The 21,939-nt window shown below is 54.3% G+C and carries 14 protein-coding genes; 10 read left to right on the top strand and 4 right to left on the bottom strand.

Going from position 1 to position 21,939, the window contains the following annotated elements:
* The first annotated feature begins 142 nt into the window (after positions 1-142).
* Positions 143-2,251 (top strand): multicopper oxidase family protein, encoded by a 2,109-nt coding sequence (locus tag MKX76_RS00655; RefSeq protein ID WP_007127611.1) that lies wholly within the window; start codon positions 143-145, stop codon positions 2,249-2,251.
* Positions 2,252-2,339: 88 nt separating this feature from the next.
* Here MKX76_RS00655 and MKX76_RS00650 read toward each other — a convergent pair whose 3' ends face one another.
* Positions 2,340-4,121 carry an ABC transporter ATP-binding protein gene (locus MKX76_RS00650; protein WP_007127610.1) on the bottom strand — a complete coding sequence of 594 codons (1,782 nt, stop codon included), beginning with the start codon at positions 4,119-4,121 and terminating at the stop codon, positions 2,340-2,342.
* 21 nt (positions 4,122-4,142) lie between these two features.
* The gene (gene uvrA / locus MKX76_RS00645) at positions 4,143-6,644 is read right to left on the bottom strand and encodes an excinuclease ABC subunit UvrA (RefSeq protein ID WP_341032688.1); all 2,502 of its coding nucleotides are present in this window, start codon (positions 6,642-6,644) and stop codon (positions 4,143-4,145) included.
* Between the two features lie 503 nt (positions 6,645-7,147).
* On the opposite strand from uvrA, the gene MKX76_RS00640 reads away from it, so the two are divergent.
* Positions 7,148-7,849, top strand: coding sequence for a MerR family transcriptional regulator (locus MKX76_RS00640; RefSeq protein WP_028406071.1), 702 nt, complete (start codon positions 7,148-7,150; stop codon positions 7,847-7,849).
* Positions 7,850-7,982: 133 nt separating this feature from the next.
* Here the strand turns inward: MKX76_RS00640 and MKX76_RS00635 are convergent, their stop codons facing one another.
* Entirely contained in the window at positions 7,983-8,900 is a 918-nt protein-coding gene (locus MKX76_RS00635; protein ID WP_341032686.1) for an NADP-dependent oxidoreductase, read from the bottom strand.
* Between the two features lie 128 nt (positions 8,901-9,028).
* On the opposite strand from MKX76_RS00635, the gene MKX76_RS00630 reads away from it, so the two are divergent.
* The 7 genes from MKX76_RS00630 (at position 9,029) to MKX76_RS00600 (ending at position 19,608) form a co-directional block, all read left to right on the top strand.
* Entirely contained in the window at positions 9,029-9,922 is an 894-nt protein-coding gene (locus MKX76_RS00630) for a LysR family transcriptional regulator (protein WP_341032684.1), read from the top strand.
* Between the two features lie 308 nt (positions 9,923-10,230).
* Positions 10,231-10,821, top strand: coding sequence for a TetR/AcrR family transcriptional regulator (locus MKX76_RS00625; protein WP_007127605.1), 591 nt, complete (start codon positions 10,231-10,233; stop codon positions 10,819-10,821).
* Positions 10,822-11,054: 233 nt separating this feature from the next.
* Entirely contained in the window at positions 11,055-11,606 is a 552-nt protein-coding gene (locus MKX76_RS00620) for an HXXEE domain-containing protein (RefSeq protein WP_028406068.1), read from the top strand.
* Positions 11,607-11,973: 367 nt separating this feature from the next.
* A complete protein-coding gene (locus tag MKX76_RS00615) occupies positions 11,974-12,426 on the top strand; it encodes a MarR family winged helix-turn-helix transcriptional regulator (protein WP_007127603.1) in 453 nt (150 codons plus the stop codon).
* On the top strand, positions 12,423-15,593 hold the full coding sequence (locus MKX76_RS00610; protein ID WP_028406067.1) for an MMPL family transporter: 3,171 nt from the start codon (positions 12,423-12,425) through the stop codon (positions 15,591-15,593). Before MKX76_RS00615 ends, MKX76_RS00610 begins: the two co-directional genes overlap by 4 nt.
* A 265-nt stretch (positions 15,594-15,858) precedes the next feature.
* Positions 15,859-18,999, top strand: coding sequence for a hybrid sensor histidine kinase/response regulator (locus tag MKX76_RS00605; protein ID WP_341032683.1), 3,141 nt, complete (start codon positions 15,859-15,861; stop codon positions 18,997-18,999).
* Positions 19,000-19,422: 423 nt separating this feature from the next.
* Positions 19,423-19,608 carry a hypothetical protein gene (locus MKX76_RS00600; RefSeq protein WP_007127599.1) on the top strand — a complete coding sequence of 62 codons (186 nt, stop codon included), beginning with the start codon at positions 19,423-19,425 and terminating at the stop codon, positions 19,606-19,608.
* Between the two features lie 267 nt (positions 19,609-19,875).
* Here MKX76_RS00600 and MKX76_RS00595 read toward each other — a convergent pair whose 3' ends face one another.
* Positions 19,876-21,126: a right-handed parallel beta-helix repeat-containing protein gene (locus tag MKX76_RS00595; protein ID WP_341032681.1), complete on the bottom strand. Its 1,251-nt coding sequence runs from the start codon at positions 21,124-21,126 to the stop codon at positions 19,876-19,878.
* A 343-nt stretch (positions 21,127-21,469) separates the two neighbouring features.
* On the opposite strand from MKX76_RS00595, the gene MKX76_RS00590 reads away from it, so the two are divergent.
* Positions 21,470-21,919 (top strand): DUF1569 domain-containing protein, encoded by a 450-nt coding sequence (locus MKX76_RS00590; RefSeq protein ID WP_341032679.1) that lies wholly within the window; start codon positions 21,470-21,472, stop codon positions 21,917-21,919.
* Positions 21,920-21,939: the final 20 nt, after the last annotated feature.

Raw genomic sequence — 21,939 nt, 5'->3', positions numbered from 1 at the left:
CTCATTCGTTTGTAGCCATTATAACCCGGATATGGCCATAAAAAGTGCTCTTACACATAATCAAAAGATCGTTTCCACAAGTTCTACACAATCGGACGGTAAACTGGTTACATCAATGAAAAGGCGAAGGAGAATTGAACTTATGAGAACTTGGATTATGATTGAATACGGAATCACAATCGCTCTTGTGCCGCTCTGGTGGCTGGTCTATTCCCGAGCTCGACATGTGCTTGACCATAACACTTCGGAATCGTTCCATACCCATCTGCGCAGCCTGCGATTCCGGTTATGGCCGGCCGTCTGCTTGACCACGGTCAAGCTAGCCGCAACGATTCGGATGTGGATGACCGACTGGTCCTTCGTCGAAGACAAGGTGCTGATCCAGTGGCCGCTGTACCTATGCGGCATGTTCGCCATTTTCATGTTCTCGCTTCCGGAACTCTATCGGCGCGAACAGTCCGCCTTCTCTTCCACGAAGGGGAGAGCGGGAGGGCTATCTAACCCCATCATATTCCTGCCGTTTTCGGCAGCATTTACCGCATCCGCAGCTTCCGCGATCCAAATGCTGTTCTTCGCGCAATCCCCGCTACGATTCGAGACGTTATATGGGGTTTGGGCAGGGTTTGGTCTTGGGGTTGCTTTCCAAGCCTTCACTTATCGAAGGCACCTGAATCGTCAAGCCGCAGGCGGAAAGTTAGCCAGGCAAGAAAACTCAGGGAAACGCTTCCTCCGCATGGTCCAAAAGGGCTTGGTGCTTCTTGTTGTCGTCTCGACGATCGTTGCATCCGGACTGCTATCATCCAGACTTCCGGATCGGATGAGCATGATGGATCACGGTACCCAAAGCTCCCATGGAGGCCACGCCAATGCAAGCCACAATCTTGCAGGTCTCGATCATGCAGACTCGCCTGTGTCTGCGGCTGTAATGAGCCCGGAAGCCGTCAGCGTCGAGGACCTGAGAGGTCCGCAAGATGCGCCGCCGGACCGCTCTTTTACAATATCAGCGTCAAAGCTGATAACAACGCTTCCCACCGGAGAACATTCGGAACTCTGGACCTTCAATCAAACCGTCCCGGGACCAGAGCTTCGAGTAAAGGAAGGCGACCTGGTCGAAGTCGTATTGCACAACGTTGATATCGAGGATGGCGTCACCATCCACTGGCATGGCCTGAATGTCCCGAACGGCGAAGACGGCGTAGCGGGGCTGACGCAAGATGCTGTGATGCCGGGAGAACGGTTCGTTTACCGTTTCATTACCAATCAGACGGGAACTTACTGGTATCATTCGCATCAACAATCCTCGGTTCAAGTTGCCAAAGGACTCTACGGCACGCTAATCATCGAACCGAAGGAAGGTATCGCGGAGGATGTCGATATGACCGTCATGTCCCACTCTCACGGGACGAGCAACGGCAGCACGATTACGCTGGGTCCCACTGGCGTGCTGTCGCGCCGGATCATTGAACCGGGTACGGCCGTCCGTATCCGGCTCATTAACGCCCATAACATGCCGCGTATTTTTTACGTATCGGGAGCGCGGTATCGAGTAGCCGCCATAGACGGGGTCAATCTGAACGGACCGGAATGGATGGAAGACCGGCCGCTTCTGCTTGCCGCCGGCGGAAGGTATGATCTCGCCTTGGTCATGCCGGAGCATGCCGTTTCGGTGTCGCACAGCCTGGGTACGATCAACGAAACCAGCGAGGCCGTTGTCCTCTCGGCCACGGATCACGACATGCCAGCTCCCGGGGTTGAGGGAACGATCTTTGACCCTGCATACTATGGCGCTCCGGCGCCGGTTCCCTTTGATTCCGACACGAAATATGACAAGGCGTTTACGCTGGTACTGGACAATCGGGTTGGATTTTATAACGGAACCATGACCAATTTACAGACGATCAATGGGTATGTCTTTCCGGATACGCCCTCGCTGATGGTAAGTGAAGGCGATGTCGTCAAAATGAAATTCGTCAATCGCGGATTCATGGATCACCCGATGCATCTGCACGGCCATCACCTATTGGTGCTGAGCCGGAACGGCATACCGGTTCAGGGCAGTCCGTGGTGGACCGATTCCTTGAACGTAGCCCCAGGCGAAGTGTATGAAGCCGCTTTTGTTGCGGATAATCCCGGACTGTGGATGGATCATTGCCACAACCTGGAACACGCCGCGGCAGGGATGTCCATGCACCCCGAGGGAGTCTACACTCCATTTGAAATCGGCCGGTCTACGGTCAATATCCCTGAATGATGTGTGGAAAAGTACGCGGAGGCAGTGAAAAACCCTTCCGGGAGCAGTGCCTAAAGGCTTGCTCTTGGAAGGGTCATTTCAGCGTTCTCTATTGTTCTCCCGTCTGAAACTGCTTCTTGGCCCATTCCGCATACGACGGATGGCTGTCAAGCAGCTCCTCGTGGGTTCCGCTGCCGGTAACCCTGCCGTGCTCCAGCACGATGATCTGATCAGCCGCGACTACGGTGGACAGCCGGTGGGCGATCACAACCGTTGTCCGCTCGATCATCAGGTTGCCAAGCGCCTTCTGCACCTCATGCTCAGAGTCGCTGTCCAGACTTGCGGTCGCCTCGTCGAGCAGCAAAATATCCGGTTGCCGGAGCAGCGCTCTCGCGATCGCCACGCGCTGCCGCTGCCCGCCGGACAGCTGAATCCCCCGCTCGCCGACCTCCGTCTCGTATCCCCGCGGAAGCGACTCGATGAAACCTTGGGCATAAGCAAGCCTTGCCGCTTCCGCTACCTCTTCATCCGTCACCGGCTCCTCGCGCCCGTACACGATGTTATCCCGGATGGACCCGGTCATGAGCGGGCTGTCTTGGGATACGTAACCGATCTTGCGCCGCCAGGAGTCCAGTGAGTAGTCCCGGATCGATTCCGAGCCGAAGACGATATCTCCGCCGCTTGGCGCATAGAAGCGCTCGATCAGCGAGAATATCGTCGTCTTCCCGCTTCCGCTCGGCCCGACAAGGGCCGTAACCTTTTTGGCAGGAATGGAAAAGGTCACCTCGGACAGGATCGTCTCGCCTTCATGGTAGGCAAACGTCACATCCTCAAAGCGCAAGTCGCGGTGCCCCTCGGGTGCCGGGCGAACGGCACGGTCGTCCCCTTCCGACCGGTATTCCAGAATCAGCCGCAGCCGTTCCGTAGCGGCCATCACCTTTTGCAGTTGAGAATAGAAGGTCGCAAACTGGCTGAAAGGAAACATGATCTGGAACAGCAGCAGGATGAACGACACCAGCTCTCCGGCGCTAAGCGCGCCGGAAGAGACGCGAACGCCGCCGTAGCCGATAATGACCACGAGCAGCACAACCATCACCATGGACATCAGGGGAACAAGCACCGCGTTGATTTTGGCTTCCTTCATGCCGAAGCGGTACAGGCTGTCCATATCGCCGAAGCCGCTTTTCTCTTCCTTCCGTTCCGCATTGGACGCCTTGACGAGGCGGATCTCGCTGATGACCTGGGTCAGCATGGCGGAAAGCTGGGCAAGCTGCCCGTACATGCTGATGGAGATTTTGTACATTTTTCCGCCGATGGGCATCAGGATGCCGAAACCTACGGGCACGGCCACCAGGATGATCAGCGTCATCTGCCAATCCAGATAGAAGAGAATGGCCACCGCGCCGATCACCGTCAGCAGATTGGAGCAGAAGGCGATAAGGTGATCGGTGATCAACGTCTTGATCTCGTTCGTATCATTCGTTACCCGGCTCATGGTTTCGGCCGAGCGGTGACGGTCAAAGAACGGAACCGGCAGCGACAGTACCTTGGTCCAGAGCCGTTTGCGGATTTTATTGACCATCTGGTTGCCGACGTATGCCAGCATGTAGTAGGATAGTCCGCTGGCTACAGCTTCAAGCAGGAAGAGCGCAGCCAGCGACGCGACCATGCGCAAATTGAACGAATCCGTCGAGAAGCTGTCAATGAATTGGCCGGTGATGAGCGGGACGACCAGTCCCGTCACCGCCCCGACCAGGCTCAGCAGGATCGCTGCCGCAAGCACCAGCTTCGGCATGCCTGCAGCCTGCAGCAGTCCGGTAAAATACCGGACGGTGGTCCTCGTTACTTTGCCTTTCTCTTCCGCAGCGTTTTGTTCTGTTCCGATTCCCATGTCAGATTCCCCCTCCCAAGGTTAAGACAGATACGTTTCCTTGATAAACCGGCCGGTATGCGAGGCTTCGACTGCCGCAACCTCCTCCGGCGTGCCGCTGGCTACCACGTCTCCGCCGGCTGCCCCGCCGCCCGGCCCGATATCGAGAATCCAGTCGGAGTTCCAAATCAGATCGAGATTATGCTCCACGAGTATCACGGTATTTCCCGCATCGACCAGGCGGTTCAGCAAGACCAGCAGCTGCTTCACATCCCCCGGATGAAGACCGGTAGACGGCTCGTCGAGCAGGTACAGCGTATGATTTTTCGTTTTCTTGCTGAGCTCCTTCGCCAGCTTGATCCGCTGTCCTTCTCCGCCCGAGAGGGTGCGAACCGACTGCCCCCACTTCAGGTAACCAAGGCCCACGTCACAGAGCAGCCTGGTCAAATCCATGATTTTCGGCTGGTCTTCCAGAACGGACAAGCTTTCCTCCACCGTCATATCCAGCAGATCGGAGATGGAGAAGCCGTTGTATGTCAAACGGAGCACCTCTTCCTTGAAGCGTTTCCCCTTGCAATCCGGGCAGCGAACCTCGATCTCCGGCAGAAAATGCATGTGCAGCGGGACGACGCCCAAGCCCTGGCATGTCTCGCATCGGCCGCCCTGGGTGTTGAAGGAGAAGTGCTTGGCCGTCAACTTGTTCCGTTTGGCTTCCGGCAGCCCGGCGAACCAGTTCCGAATATGGGTGTACACATCGGTATATGTGGCCACGTTCGAGCGCTGCATGCGGGATACCGGAGATTGATCGACGGTGATCAGCTGGCCAACCGCCTCCCACCCTGTTATTTCTTTACATCCCGGCGGCGTCTTCCGCTCGCTTCCCGATTCGGCCAAAAGATCGAACAGCAGCGTGGATTTGCCCGAGCCCGATACGCCCGTTACGGAGATCAGCGTGCCGAGCGGGAAGGAGGCCGTAATATGCTTCAGGTTTCTCAGATGCGCGTCATGGATCGTCAGCATGCTTCCGATGCCACGTCTGCGCCGCGGCGGCTTCTGTGCATCGTTCTCGCGGAAATACGCTCCGGTCACGGAGGCCGGCTGTTCCATCAACTGCGCCAGCGTTCCCTGTCCGACAACGGTTCCGCCCATCGCTCCCGCACCAGGTCCAATATCGATAATATGGTCGGCAGCCCGCATCACGTCCTCGTCATGCTCGATCACGAGCACCGTATTGCCCAGATCCCGCAGCTGCTTCAGTACCTGAATCAAGCCGCGGGTATCCTTCGGATGCAGCCCGGTGGTCGGCTCATCCAGAATATACAGCACGCCCGTGAGACCCGAGCCGAGAATGGATGCGAGCCGAAGCCTCTGCGCCTCGCCCCCCGACATCGTGATGACCTGCCGGTCCATCGTCATATAGCCGAGACCGACATCGATGATGCGCTTCAAGCGGACAATCGAATCATGAATGAGCGGCTCCACAATGAACAGCTGGTCGCTGCTCAGCTTCTTCATGAGCGCTTCCATCCAATGGAGGGCCTCGCCGATGGACCAGGCGTTCACTTCCGTGATCGGCGTTCCGTCGACCAGTACGCGTCTGCTGTCCGCCTTCAGCTTCGTGCCTAGGCAGTCCGGGCAGACGGATTCATGGAATAATGCGGCCTCGCCGGATTCGCTTCCTTTCTCCCGGTACCTTCGCCATATGCCGGTCACGACGCCTTCGAACTTCCCCTGTCCGACCGACTTCGGCGGCTTGACGTCCGGGAAATGGCGGCTGAACGCCTCGCTCTCCACGCCGTAATAGAGAAGGTCCCGCTGGGCTTCGCTGTAATCCCGGAGCGGCAAATGCTCGTCAAACGTGAAGCCGTAGTGCTTCGCCGCGGCCTTCAGAATGTTCGTGTTGTAATCGATAAGCACGCTGTACCAGATGGTGACCGCGCCATCGCGCAGGCTGAGCTCCGGTCGGAACACCGCTTCCAGGTTTAAATCCACGGTGTGACCGAGCCCGCTGCAGGTGCCGCATGCACCTTCCGGCTTGTTAAAGGAAAAATGGGACATCGTCAGCTTCTCCATGGCATGTCCGCATCGCCTGCAGTGAACCGTCTCATAGGAGTCTGTGGCCTCGTCGTCCTCCGAAGCGCCGTGGTACGACTCGCCTTCGACATTCGGCACGACGGTATCGCCGCAGGACGGGCATTTCCGCTCACCCAGCTTGGCATACAGAATCCGCAGCAGCGTGTAGATGTCTGTCACCGTTCCGATCGTGGAGCGCGGGTTCCGGTTCGTGATGTGCTGGCCTACGCTGATGGAAGGCGAGAGCCCTTCGATCGCGTCCACCTTCGGCTTGCTTACCGAATCCGACACCATGCCCATGGATTCCATGTACTGCCGCTGACATTCACGTTGAAGCGTGTCCATCGCCAGCGTCGACTTGCCTGAGCCGGATGGGCCGGTTACGACGACCAGCTGGTATTTCGGAATTTCCAGGGAGATGTTTTTCAGATTGTTTTCTCTTGCGCCGCGAATTTTGATGGATCCGTTCATGATAACCTCCTAAAAGTTTTGTGGAGCATATGCTTCGAAGGAGTTACATCGCAACAAAACTCGCTTCGAAAGCATTTGCTTAGTTTTGTGGAGCATATGTTTCGAAGGAGTTACATCGCAACAAAACTCGCTTCGAAAGCATTTGCTCAGTTTTGTGGAGCATATGCTTCGAAGGAAATTCATCGCAGCAAAACTCGCTTCGAAAGCACCAGCGCCGATTACATCCCCATATTACAACATTGATGCAAGTACAAAATTTCAGAATTCCGATCTTTGGCGCATCGCGATTTTTTGAGCTCAATCCCGTCACGTTGCTTTAAGGTTTAGTGATAATGTTGAGCGACTGCGTTTCTGCAAAAATATCCCGCTAGCCTTTTAACTTGCTGTTCATCATCCGGTGATCGAAATGGTATACAAGGATCCGCTTCATTCCCGTGGTCCGTCATGGTACAATCCACCCAGAAACGTAATTGTACGAGCCCATCCGGAGGAGGTAGAAAACCATGGGAATCCGGCCGATCGAGATCGCCAGAAAGCTGGGCATCAGCACAAGCGCGCTTCGGCACTATGAGAGCTGGGGCATCGTTCCGCCGACTGAACGCACTGCAAGCGGCTACCGGATCTACACCGAGGAGCATGCGGCATACTTTGAATGCATCCGGGCCATGTTTCCGGGCTTCGGCGTCGATGTTACGAAGAAAGTGATGAAAAAGCTGCAGGAGAAGGAGCTTGATGAAGCGCTATGGATCATCAATGAAGTGCAGGCCCGGCTCCATCGCGACAAAACCCTTGCCGAACGAACGATCCGCATTCTGGAGACGGAGCAATTGGATGATGCCGATTCCCATGGCCGCAAGGATAAGATGACCATCGGCGAGGTCGCCGCCGAAACCGGCGTTGAAGCCACGGCAATCCGGCATTGGGAGAAGGAAGGGGTCATAACGCTGCCGCGCGATGAAGAGAATGGCTATCGGACGTTCAACCGGGCGCTGGTCCGGCAAATCCTGATCATCCGCATTCTCCGTTCGGCCAATTATCCGCTTGAGGTCATTAAGGATGTGCTGCAAGAGCTCCAGCACCACCAGGTCCATAATGCAAGAAGGCTGTTTAAAGAGACGCTTGTCTATTTAAATCACCTGAATCACCATCAAATCCGCGGCGTCCATTATGTGTACCGCCTGTGTGAGGTGCTGAAGCTGATATAATCAAGGCCGCAGGCCATCCAACGCAATAAAGGAGATGTCCGCAAGATCAAATGATCTTATGGAACATCTCCTTTTGTTCGAATCCAAGGCAGCTCCCGCCAAGCGTCAGCCTGCTAACAGGCTCTTAAGGCGGCTAGTCGATGACCAGTACGGTCTTGCCGCGGGCATGTCCCGTTTCCACCAGCCGGTGCGCCTTCGCAGCTTCGCTGAGCGGGAACGCATGCGAAATGTGAATCTGAAGCATTCCCTGCTCATATAAACGAACCAGCTCATTTAACCGGGATTGGGATCTTTGACTGCGAATCGCCAGAACGCCAAGCTCAGGCACCGCTTCAAACGAGGCGATCGTGCCGACCCGGCTCCTGTCGTTTACCAGTTCTACCGATGCCCGCAAAGCCTCCTCGCCCGCCGCATCCAAAGCTGCATCCACCCCCTCGGGAGCGATCTCCCTCACTCGATCAACCAGACCCGGACCATAGAGGACTGGAACCGCGCCAAGCGAGCGCAGATAATCATGGTTCCGCTCGCTTGCCGTTCCGATGACCTGCTTGGCTCCAAGGGCCAAGGCGATCTGGACGGCAAAGGTCCCTACCCCGCCGGCAGCCGCATGAATCAATACGGTGTCGCCGGCCCCTACCCGCAGCTGCTCCAGGGCCGTATGGGCTGTTTGCCCGGAGGCGCTCAGGACGCCGGCTTCCTCCCAGCTCATGGATTCAGGCTTTCGCACGATCTGATCCGTACTGACGACGACATACTCCGCATAACAGGCTAGGAGCGACCATCCGAGCACGGCGTCCCCCGGCGAGAAGCCGGCTACCCCCTCCCCGACCTGATCGATCGTGCCGGCAAACTCATTTCCGACGATTTGAGGCTGTTTCAAGGTTAACGGCGGAGGCGTCCATCCGGTGCCCCGCACCGCGCAGTCGGCAGGCTGCACACCTGCACTCCTGACTTTTACCCGCACCTCGCCCGGTCCTGCCTGCGGATCCTCGAACTCCATGATGCGAAGGACCTCCGGCGGCCCGATCGAAGAAAAAGCTGCTGCTTTCATGGATCTCATCCCCTTTTATCGATTGATCTTCCTCTCGACTTCATTCTATAATCACCAATAGATAATAAAAAATATAAAATAATCCATGTATATATATACTGAAGTATATAAGGAAGGCAGGAGATACGATGGAGCTGCTGCAGCTGAAGTATTTTGTCACGGTCGCCAGGCTTGAGCATATGACCAAAGCCGCCCAGGAGCTTCGCATTGCGCAGCCTGCCCTGAGCAAGACGATTTCCCGGTTGGAGGAGGATCTCGGCACCCCCTTGTTCGAACGGCAGGGACGGCAGATCCGGTTGAATGCCTACGGCAAAGCGTTTTTGGCCAGAGCCAGGGCGGCGCTTCAATTGCTGGAGGAAGGACGAAGGGAGGTTGCCGATCTGGCGGGGCTGGAGCGCGGCCGCATTCATTTGGCTTTATCGAACATGGAGCAGCTTCGCGAGCCGCTGCGACTGTTCCTGGAAGAGCATCCCGAGATCAATTTCCACATCGTTCAATCCTCTATGGAAGACATGGAGCAGACAATCGAGTACAGCGAGGTCGATTTCTTCCTCACATCCATGCCGATCAAGCATCCGGATATCGACCACCTTCCCCTGCTCGACGAAGAAGTATTTCTGGCGGTCCCTCCGGCCCACCGGCTGGCTTCAAGAGCCTCCGTCCATTTAAGCGAGGCCGCGCAGGAGCCCTTTGTCGGTTATAAGGAAGGGCATCCCTATCAAAAAATGAACAACGAGTTTTGCAGCCAGGCCGGTTTCATCCCGAACGTCGTATGCGAGGTCGAGGATCCCCGCACGATTGCCGAACTCGTGCGCAGCGGATTCGGCGTAGCGCTCATCGGCGAATGCAAGAGCGGCGAGGAGTTGAAGCTCGTCAAGCTGCGCATCGAGCACCCCCAAGCCAGACGCACCTTCCGCATCGCCTGGCTGCGGTCCCGATATTTATCCCAAGCCGCACGATCTTTTCGCGATTTTTTGGAGAAGTATTATCGGCTGCAGGGAATCGAATTGACCCCGTCATGAAGCCGCGCTTATCGCGCGGTTTTTTTACCATGTAAAGATGAATGAGTTACGTCTATCCACCTGAACCGTACTCGAAGAATCCGATCGGCCCTACGCGGTCCTTTCCAAGCCCTATTGACAACGAGTGAGTGAAAAAATAATATTGAGTAAACACTCAATTTCCTCTTTCAGGTCGATATTCGCCTGACGCTTGGGCCCGTATACCGTTATCATAATGATGAATGTCCCGCTCTTTTTCGAATCGGCAGCCCTTCAAAACGATGTTCATATCAGGACCGAAATTCCAACCACAAAGGCGGTATTTACTTATGCCAACCAGCAAAGCGAATGCAAAAAAAGAACGGATTCTTCAATCAGCTTTAAGCCTGTTCTCCAGACAGGGATACCATGCCACAACGACCAAGGAAATCGCTGCCGAGAGCGGGGTAGCCGAAGGCTTGATATTTTATCATTTCGGTGATAAACGGAAGCTGCTGCTTGATATCGTTCGCAACTTTTCCTTTATTCCGCAAGTAGAAGCAGATGCGGATGCGCTGGCTGAGCTGTCGACGGAAGAGGCGTTGGTCCGCTATGGCTTGAAGTATCTCGAGTTTCTGAAATTGAATCAGGAATATATCATGCTCATCTGGTCCCCGGAGTTAGTTAACGATGCCGAGGTATCGGCTGAAGTTGCCAGCCTGATCGACGGATTCGGTACGGCGGGCAGGAATATGTTGAAACGCCAGGGAGCATCCGGGCCTCCTCAGGAATTTACCGTCCAAGTCGCCATGATGACGGTCACCTCTTCCATTCTCGTTTACTTCATGCTCCATTCCCGTTTCGGCGAGGAGTTTATGCCGCTTGGTGGCGAGGCGTATGTCCGGGAGCTTGTCCGTTTGCTGATGCACGGATGGAGTTAGGAAACATCCGACGGGATCGGTAATGCATACCAATATGTTTATATTGTCATAATGGTTAATCCTTGTAAGGCCCTTTTTTAAGCAGGCTGCTGTCCTGGCGTATTGCATAAGATGATTTCCTGCTGATTGCTTAAGCAATTTTCGCTAAAGCATCAGCTAATTTTATACTCATAATTTGAGTGTCTACTCAACTTTTTGTTCTGTTGAAGGACCTTTGAAGGGAGAGAATTGTGATGATGGTGGATTGGAACTCGGAAATGCTGTTATGGCTGCTGCCAGTCGTATTCTTCCTGCACGATGGCGAGGAAATCGCAAGCATGGAGCACTGGATTAGGAGGAACAAAGACAGCCCATGGCTCTCCAAAGTATCGTCCATCCCGATAAGGTGGGATAAAAATCTGACGCTTTCTTTTACATTTGCCGTACTGGTGCTCGGCTTCGTGCTCACCTCCGTAACCTGGCATGCCGCTGTTCGTTATGACACGGTCGGCAGCATGCCGTTTCTATACGCCGGATTCGTTGCGGTGTTCCTCCTGGACGGAATAAAGCATGTAGGGGCTACCGTCCTGCTGCGGAAATACACGCCCGGTGTGATTACCGCTGCTCTTCTTGAAATTCCCTTTGGAGCTTACGCTCTATACAATCTGATCCACCAGAAAATGATCGATCTCGGAGCCCTTGCCCTTGGCTTGGCCATCGCAATGCCGGTCACGCTGTTTCTCGTATGGTTGGGTCTGACCATCGGCATGCGACTCGCCCCGGTCCGTAACGTGCCTTTTGAATAATTCGCTTCCTTTCAGCTTGATTCTCTAATTATTACATCGTCTCCACGAATGTTTTGATTGGTGTCCGTGCGAGATCTCGGAGGGAGCCTCCTCGCATCCGAAAAGGCGTATCCCGGTAGTCCCGGGCTTCATATAAGCCAAGCGATCGATCATATCGTAAAAGGATGGCTTCAAGCGGATTTTAAGCGCCGCAAGAAAAGCCGGCTTGGTGGACATGCGAATAAATCTCCCCGCCCCCTCATGGCCATTCCCCGGTCATCAGCCTCAATAAGCAAGCTGTTTGACTTTTGCCCCCAGCTGCCATATAGTTCAATAATGAAACTATTTCACACACGAACTATATGGCTCGGGAAAGGAGGGCTATCGGTTGAATGACAAAGCGAAGCAGTGGATCGACCGGTATTTGGATGTTTACCAGTTGGTTACCCGGCGCATTAGTGCCGAAATGCGGGAACATCTTGGCGAGGATCTGACGAACGACCAATTCCAGGTCGTGCGCTTGATCAACAGCATGCCCCAGTGCACCTCTTCGCAGTTGGCCGACACGCTGGCCGTAGGCAAAAGCTCGATCACTGCCATCGTCAACCGACTCGTTGACGCCGGGATCCTATACCGGACCCGCGACGAAGCGGACCGGCGGCAGGTCTACCTGGCGTTAACCGACTATGGTACATCCATTTTCGAATCGGCCCAGGAGCAAGTACGGAATATCATTTCCCCGTACCTAAAGCATTTCGAAGAAAAAGATATCGAAATGTTTATCTCGATGTTCGAGAAGCTGGGTCAATTGATGCAGGAATCAGGAGGGAGAAAAAATTGAAAGCCATACTAAAAGCAAGATGGCTCATTATTGTCCTGTGGCTTGCTGCTGCCGTCTCACTATTCTTGACGGCACCGTCGATGGCGGATCTCGTCCGCGAGAAGGGTCAGCTGTCCGTTCCTGACGGCTACACGTCGTCGAGAGCTGCCGAAATTCTTAAGGAAGCATCGGGAGGCGAGGGCGGAGAAACCTTACATCAGGTTGCCCTAGTCTTTCATAATCCCGATGGCTTGAGCGAAGCCGATAAGGAGAGCATTAAGCAGGGGATTCAGAGCCTGAACGACCGAAAGGAAAGCCTGAATATCGACTCCATCAATGAGCCGTTCACCCAGAAGGAGCTTGAAGATACGCTGATTGCCAAGGACGGCAAAACGATCATGACGGCGTTGCAGGTCAGCGGAGGCCAAGAGGCCGTCAAGGCGCTGCCTGAGCAAGTCGATCAGATCCTTGAAGGCGTTAGCGCGGAGCATTATCTGACGAGTGAAGGACTCATTAATGAAGATACGATCGTCAGCTCGGAAGAAGGGCTCAAGAAAACGGAATATATTACGGTCATCTTTATTCTTCTTATCCTCTTCATCGTATTCCGTTCTTTTGTCGCCCCATTCGTTCCGCTGCTCACCGTCGGTCTCAGCTACATCGTGTCCCAATCGGTGGTCTCGTTCCTCGTCGACCGGTTCGACTTCCCGATCTCAACATTTACGCAGATCTTCATGGTTGCCGTCATGTTCGGCATCGGGACCGACTACTGCATCCTGCTGATCAGCCGCTTCAAGGAGGAGCTGACAGCCTCGGATGATACGAAGTCGGCAATCATCGAAACGTACCGGAAAGCGGGCGGCACCGTCTTTTATTCCGGTTTGGCCGTATTCGTCGGCTTTATAGCGATCGGCCTGTCGAAATTCATCTTGTACAAATCCGCGGTTGCTGTCGCCGTCGGCATCGCCGTCATGCTGCTTGCTCTCATAACCGTCGTCCCGTTCTTTATGGCGGTGCTCGGCAAGAAGCTGTTCTGGCCTTCCCGCGGGAAGCTGGAGCACAGCGAGAACAAGCTGTGGGGAGCGGCCGGATCCTTCTCGCTTAAAAGGCCTTGGGCCGCGCTGCTTGTCGTGGCTGTTATCGTGGCTCCGTTTCTCGTGACATACAGCGGCAAGCTGTCCTTCAACAGTTTGGAGGAGATCGGTCCGAGCTATGAGTCCGTCAAAGGCTTCAACATTATTTCCGACAGCTTTGGTCCCGGACAATCGCTGCCTTCCACCATTGTCATTAAGAATGATGACGAGATGGATACGGCCGAATATATGGGACTCGCGGAGAAGATCAGCCGGGAAGTGGAAAAGGTCGAAGGCGTATCCAGCATTCGCAGCCTCTCCCGCCCGACCGGCGAGCAAATACATGACTTCCTCATTCCGACTCAAGTGAAAACGCTGAATGAGGGCCTTACGGAAACGAATGACGGGCTGGCACAAATTCAGAGCGGTTTATCCGAGGCAGGCAAGCAGCTGAGCGAAAATGCGCCCAAGCTGAATGAAGCCGCTGCCGGCGCAAAGGAATTAACGAAAGGAACGGCCGAGCTGAAGGCCGGCATGACTGAGCTTGCAACAGGCCTCAAAGCCATTGAGCAAGGGATCAAAAGCGGATCCGCCGGAGCCGGCGAAATCGAGTCCGGGCTTACGCAAGCGGCGCAAAGCGCGAAAGAGCTTGCGAACGCGCATGCCAAGCTGCTTGAGGGCTACAAGCAGCTGGATACCGGACTTGCGGCGCTAAACGGCGGCGTAAGCGGAATTCAGGAGCAGCTTGGAAGCGTAGCGGCTGCACTGAAGGGGCTTGAAGCCTCCTTCTCGGGTCTTGAGAACAGTCATCCTGAAATCCTCCAGGACATGAACTACCAGACGATTAAGGGGACCGTGACCCAGACAGCTGCCGGCACTGCCGAGCTGGCGGCAGGACTCGGACAGATTTCCGAGCAGATGAAGGGTGCGGCCGCCGGTCTATCGGAAGCCAACAAGGGCTACACCAAAGCGGCCGCCGGGCAGACCGCCCTCGCAGACGGGCTTCAAAAGCTGGCGGCAGGCATCGGTGAGCTCAAGTCCGGACTTTCGCAGGCCGCGGACGGCCAGGGACGCATCGTGAGCCAGATCCCATCCATTACAGGCGGGCTCGAGCAGCTGCAGGGCGGCCAGCAACAGCTGGCGGACGGCTTCGGTGATCTCACCGGACAGCTTGGCGAGCTGACGGAAGGCCTGAACTCCAGCGCGGACGGGTTGAAGCAGATTACCGACGGTTTAAGTTCGGCCCAAGACTACCTGCAGCAGATCCAGGATCTCCAGGACGATGAGCTCAGCGGGTTCTTCATTCCGCAGGAAGCGCTGGAGAACGACGAGATGCAGACGGTGTTCGATACGTACTTATCCGATAACCGCAAGGTCATGACCCTCGATGTCGTGCTGTCGACAAACCCGTACAGCGAGGAAGCGCTGGGAAGCGTCGAGCAGATTGAGGCGGCCGTTGCCCGCGCGGTGAAGGATACGAAGCTGGAAAACGCCGAGGTCGCCATCAGCGGCATTACGAGCACGAACCATGACCTGCAGAGCATCTCGGACGAGGACTATACCCGTACGGTTATTCTGATGCTCAGCGGAATCTTTATTATTCTCGTCGTGCTGCTGCGTTCCATCGTGATGCCGATTTATCTCATTATCTCCCTCGTTATTACGTACTTTACTTCGGTTGGAGTAACCGAGATGATCTTCGTGCACGGACTGGGTTACTCCGGCATTACCTGGGCGACGCCATTCTTCAGCTTTGTTATGCTGATCGCGCTTGGCGTCGATTACAGCATCTTCCTGATGGCGCGCTTTAACGAGAACAAGAGCTGGGATGTCAAGGATGCCATCCTTCACGCCATGCGGAATATGGGCACGGTCATCTTGTCCGCAGTCGTCATTCTCGGCGGAACGTTCGCCGCGATGTATCCGTCGGGCGTCCTGTCCATGATGCAGATCGCCACCGTCGTGCTGGTCGGACTCGTGCTGTACGCCCTCGTATTTCTTCCGTTCTTCGTGCCGGTCATGGTACGCATCTTCGGCCGGGCCAACTGGTGGCCTTTCACGCCGAAAGAACGGAGCTCAGAGAGCAGCCAGCCCGGTCAACACGTAGGCATGTAAGCTGCCCCCGGATTTGCTTGCGCCTGAGCGCAAGGTCCACCTTTTGAATCATACCGGCGCTTTTCGAAAGCTTTGTGCTTTTACGAAAAGCCGCCGGTTTTTTTATGAACAGATGCCCCACAAGCTTGCCCTCTTCTCGATTCATCGCATTTCCAAATCCGTTTTCCATTGGCTTGGGCCGCGTGCTCAAATAGGAAATGTCTGTACGGCTGATGTAATTTTGCGTATATTTGAAAGTAAGACTTCTTAAAAAGGAACGTGAACGGTGACAACCCTACGCGCAAAGAACCATGAACGTTTTCGTTTTACCAAATTTATCCACCGTGTTGCGGCATTCGTTGTTTTTCTGAGCATGCTCCTCGGAATCCGCTGGCTTTGGCTTGAAGCCTACGCCCCTCCTGCAGATCAACCGAAAGCCTCTGATGGGGTGCTCGATCTGAGAGGCTGGGATCTCTTGGGCTCCAAGCCCATCAATTTGGACGGAGAATGGGCGTTCTACCCGGACACCTTGGCAAATGAACAGGAGCTGAAGACGTCTGAGACGTCATCCTTCGTGCATGTACCTGGAGACTGGAATAAAGGCCGGGCGCATGAAGTGAAATCATCATTCGGAAACGGGACGTACCGGCTTCGCATCTTGCTGGATCGTCCGCTTGCGGCCCCACTCTCGTTCTGGGTTCAGGAGATTCAATCCGCGACCACCGTGGACATCAACGGCGAAACGGTAGCTTCTATGGGAAGGACAGGAGAGACTGGCCAAGCTTCCTATCAGCCGAACCGCACCTCTTTCGTTGTCGATTATGTTCCCGACCGGGAGGCTCGGGAGCTTGATCTGGTTATCCGGGTCGCAAACTATGAGCATCCTTACATGGGCGGAATCTCAAAGCCGATCAAGCTGGGATCGCACCAGGCGATCCAGGATGAGTACGGCGTCTCCGTCGATCTCCAGCAAATTACGTTTGTCGTCCTGATGCTGCACGGATTGTACGCCTGCATTTTATACTTATTCAATCCGCGGGAACGGTCTCTGCTCGACTTTTTCCTGCTGCTTGTATCGGCAGCTTTGAGTGTCGTCACATCGCACGACAGCCTCTTGATGAAGTGGGTCCCTTTAAATTATGAATGGGAGCTTAAAGTAACCTTCCTCTCCTATTCGTGGCTCTCCTATTTCATTTGGAAGCTGAGCCGCAGCTTTACCGCCCGAAAACGGAACTTGTGGTTTAACGCCTTCAGCGGGCTTTTGATCCTCTATACGATCGTGGTCTTTGCCGCTCCGGGGCCTTGGGTTCACGGGATGGTGGAATACCGGGTATTTGCCTTCTTTTACTTGTTGCCGGTCCTGCTCTCGGTCTACGTATTTACGCGAATGGTCCTTGACAGCCGGGATGATGCGATATTCCTCCTGCTATCAGCCAGCGGCGTGATGGCGAGTGTCATATGGGGGGCGATCAGTAATTATTGGGAGCTGCCGTCCGTATATTATCCGGTGGATGTGCTCGCGGCCCTAATCGGTTTTTCAGCCTATTGGTTTAAGCGATACTTCCGCAACATTCATCAAATCAGCAAACTTAACGATAAACTGAAGCTCGCGGACCGAATGAAGGACCGCTTTCTGGCCAACACGTCCCACGAGCTGCGCACGCCGCTGCACGGTATCATGAATATTGCCATAAGTCTCGCCGAACGGGAAAAGGAAACCCTCAGCAAGCAGAGCAGCGAAGACTTGAACCTTCTGATCACGGTCAGCCGCCGCATGTCGCATTTATTAAATGACCTGCTGGATGCCGTGCGTCTTCAAGAGAAGCAGATTCAGCTGCAGCCGACCCAGGTATCCCTGGTTTCCGTCGTTAATGGGGTATTCGATATTGTAAAATTTATGACGGAAAGCACGGCCGTTCGACTCCAGATGAAGATCCCGGACTCCCTTCCAGCCGTCAAGGCGGATGAAAAGCGGCTGGTTCAAATTTTGCTCAATTTGATCCACAACGCCATCAAGTACACGGAGAAAGGAACCATTACCGTCTCTGCCGCTGCAGATAGCAGAAAAATGACCATCACGGTCTCGGATACGGGCATCGGGATGGACGCTGAAACGATAAGGCGCATTTTTCTTCCGTACGAGCAGGGCAATCAAGGGTTGAATGACGCGAAGGGGATCGGCCTTGGGCTCAGCATCAGCAAGGAGCTCGTTGAGCTTCACGGCGGCGAGCTGTCTGTCAAATCGGTAGAAGGAAGCGGGACGACGTTTGCCTTCACACTTCCGCTTGCGGACACGAGAACAGAGAGCACGTCACCGCAGCAGGTTCCCGTACCTGCCGTAGGCACAGCTGCCTACGAAGAGCTCGCGGCCAGCTGGGACCTCGCCAAAGGCGATTCTCCTATTCAGGTACCGACGGGTTCCTTGGCCCAAAGTCATCCCGTCAGCATCCTGGCCGTGGATGACGATCCTGTTAACCTGCGGATCCTTGCCGGCATACTATCAGCGGAGCCGTACAACCTGAAATTCGTAGCCTCGGCTGCCGAAGCGCTGGAGCTTCTCGGCTCGCAGCCATGGGATCTCCTCATTGCGGACGTCATGATGCCGGAGATGTCAGGCTACGAGCTTACGCGCAACGTAAGGGAACGCTTTAACGCATCGGAGCTGCCCGTTCTGCTGCTGACGGCGCGGAGCGAATCAGCCGATGTGTATGCCGGCTTCCAGTCCGGCGCAAATGATTATGTGACGAAGCCCGTGGACCCGGTGGAATTAAGATACCGTATCCATTCGCTGATTACGTTGAAGCATTCCGTGGATGATCGCTTGCGAATGGAAGCTGCCTATATGCAGGCGCAGATTCACCCGCATTTCTTATTCAACACCTTGAATTCGATCATGGCGCTTAGCGACTTGGACGTCGATCGCATGCGGAGCCTTGGCGAGGCATTCAGCTCCTATCTGCAGATCAGCTTCCACTATCGGAATCAGGATCGACTGGTTCCGCTCCAGCAGGAGCTTGAGCTTATCCAGGCCTATTTATACGTCGAGAAGGAGCGATACGGAGAACGTTTGAACGTGGTATGGGACGTGGACCGGGATATTCGTGTCCTCATCCCGCCACTGGCCATTCAGCCGCTTGTGGAGAACGCGGTACGGCACGGTATTATAACAAGGGCCGGAGGCGGTACGATAACGATCAAAATCGCTAGGCAGGAGGAAACCATTGCCGTTGAAGTGACGGATAACGGCCTCGGTATGGAGCCTGACCGCGTCGCCCAGCTCCTGCAAGCTCCTGATCAGAGAAAAGGCGGCATCGGTCTCTATAATACGAATCGGCGGCTGCTGCAAACCTTCGGCTCCGGTCTCGTGATCAAGAGCACCCGGAATCAAGGCACGACGGTTTCATTTACAATTCCGTCGGATTCGTAGCCGAGCGAGGATTTTTCCGATTTTTAGGAACGAGGAGTCAGCCAGCGGACTCTTGCTTGGTTGCCATAAAGCAAAAGTCTGGTAGACGGTACGGCTTGGTTGTTGTTCGAGCGGAGCCTGAAGAGGATACGGGCTTGATTCACGAAGCAGAGTATGGCAGACGGTGCGGGTTAGTCCTTTCAAAGAGGAGCCCGGTAGACTATACTGCCTAGTCTTCTCCGGGCGGAGTTCCGCTATCGCAACAGGAGCATCGCCCCGCGATGCTCCTGTTGTTTTTTTGCGTCAAAATCAATCTACAATTTTATCATGCCTCCTATCTGTCTCTCATTATTAAGCAATGGCCGAACCGCAGCGTAAATCAACGGCCAACGTGGCATAAATTTATTGTTTACAAGGGAATACTGTTCCTAAAGGGGGTCCATCATGGAAAAGATCAACAGCTGGCTTAGTCAAATGGCTCACAATTATTTGCTGATTGTTATTGCAGCCATCCTCTTTTTCGGCATAAAATCCGTTATTGGTGTCATAACTTACAGGCACTACAATAAAGAATTGCAGCATTTGCACAAAAAACTGGACTCTCTATTAAAAAAGACCTCCGAAGATTGAGGTATAGCTGTTCGGTTTCTAATTTCTAATTTCTAATGAGTCCGTGCACCGACAGCTTCCCCTGATCCCAACAAGCGCAGCTGATCCCCTCCCTCCTATGTCCATACTCATCATCCAACACGAACCTTCACATTCTGTCACGACGCTTCCAATATTAAAAATCCGCATTTTATAAAAGATCATTGGGAGAGCAAACGATGGCCTGTCGTCCGAGCGTCGTTGCTGAGCCCTTGCTGGAGTCACCGTTGCAACGCTTGACCCTGTCAATCATGGCGCAACCGTCACGTTCCCCTTGTACATATTGCCGGCCGGGCTTCTCGTATTCTGGGAGGCTGTGGCCGATGTATTGCCATAGGCTGCGATGACATAAACGTCCGGATCGGACAGAAACACCGTGTTATTGGAGAATTCGTTGCTGATTCCCCATCCCGGTACAATTTCATGAAGCTGAAAGGCATCCACAATGAGGCTGTTTCCATTCTGGTAGGCGGTATTATTCCGGATTATGGCCCCATTCCCTTTCACATCCACGAAGCTGTCGGCATAATTCGCTCCACTGATTCCCTCGCCATAAAAGGTGCAATTCTCGACCAGCGTCCCGATCGATCTTTCCTTAATGTCAATATGCTCAGCTGTAATGTTTGGGCCGAAAATGACGCCCCGGATCGTATTGTAATGCGTATTCTGGTCATATGATGCACCTTCCGCCGAACCGACGTAAACCCCCTCGCCAAAGCCCGGGCCGGTTTTGCCGGTATTGTATATCCGCGAGTTTTCAATGGTGCTGTATGAAGTGCCGTCCCGGAAATGCACGGCTTCGTAGCCGATGTTAAAAACCTCTACGCCGGAAACCAGCGTGTGGTTCGAATGATCAAGCAATATGCCCTTTTGGGCGTTCGTCAGCTTCAGATTACGGATGATCCAATGGTCTCCCCGGACCCGAAGTGCGTAGCCGGAGCCGGCGGAATATCCGGAAATGACCGCCGGGTTCGCGGCATCCCGGCTTTCGATGACGATGGGCTGCTCCGAGGTCCCGCCTGCATCCGAGGAGAAGCTTCCCGTGTAGGTGCCAGGCTCCAGCACAATTCGGCCGCCTGGAACGGCATTTTTCAACGCACTGTGCAGACAGGAAGACGATGCGCAAGAAGTATCGTTAGATGCGGAATGGGGTTCAGGTTCGAACCTACCGCCTTCATCACGTCCTCCCCCGTTCCCGCAAGTCTCTCGGGCATCCCATACTCCCCAAGAAGCGCTCGTTCCCGGCTCCTCGCCCGTTGTCCACCATCTTGCTGTCCAGAGTTTGCCTTGATGCGACACCTCGCTGTCTCCGCTGTAGGTAGCCGTCGCTTCCCACGGAGCTGCGGAACATGTTGCCGGCCTGGCCGCTTCTGCGCTAAACGCATCGGCCTGCTTTAGCGTTGTGAATTCAGACAGGCCAAGGCTGCTGATCGAGACCATCAGCAATCCGATCAAGGCCAGCTGTCGCAGCCCTCTTTTCACCATACATAATTGGATCATCGGGATATCCTCCTCATGGTTAGTTTTCCATCTTTCTTTCGATTAAGATTGCCTTTACCATTGTAATGAGGAGAGCTTGGTCTCTATTCGATCTGTCATATCATCTAAAAAGGTTCTTCGGACCAAGATAAGCACCCACCCGAACAAGATAGACCCAACAGAAACCAGCCGATGCAGTAACCCCGGGGCAGCATCATGACTCTAAAACTGACGTGAATCATCGTGAGATACAGCAATCGGAAAGAAATCGGTCTTTAAATGAATTGGTATAATGGTTTCCGAGATTGAGTCGGCCTCAGGAAAGCCCTGTGATTACACCTCGCCAATAAGGAGCAATCAAATCATGGAAACCATGTTCAATCAAGCCCATGTTAAAGAACTCATGAACCGTATCGACAATCTAAATCCGAGCTTACAACCGCAGTGGGGCAAAATGAACGTCGCCCAGATGCTAGCCCATTGTTCGGCTTTCCAGGATATCGCCATGGGGAATTCTTTCCCTCCTAGAGGCTGGCTGGGGATATTGATCGGCCGCTTTGTGAAACCGATGTTTTATAATGCGAAGCCCCCGGCTCGCAATATGTCCACGATCCCCAGCATAATCATTGCAGATGATCGCGATTTTGAGGTGGAAAAAGAAACTCTGAAGGGAAAAATCGTCCAGCTTCAGAAAGACGGGCCGGCGAAAATCACGCCGCACCCGCATCCCTTTTTCGGCAAGCTGACCGCCGAACAATGGGGAAATGGGTTATACAAGCACCTGGACCACCACTTAAAACAGTTCGGCGTTTAGGCGCCGTTTCACGACAGCAA

The sequence above is a fragment of the Paenibacillus sp. FSL R5-0810 genome (assembly GCF_038002285.1).
GTDB classification, from domain to species: Bacteria; Bacillota; Bacilli; order Paenibacillales; family Paenibacillaceae; genus Paenibacillus_AQ; species Paenibacillus_AQ lactis.
Note: the sequence above shows the minus strand (reverse complement) of the source record. Positions and strands in the feature narration are given on the sequence as shown.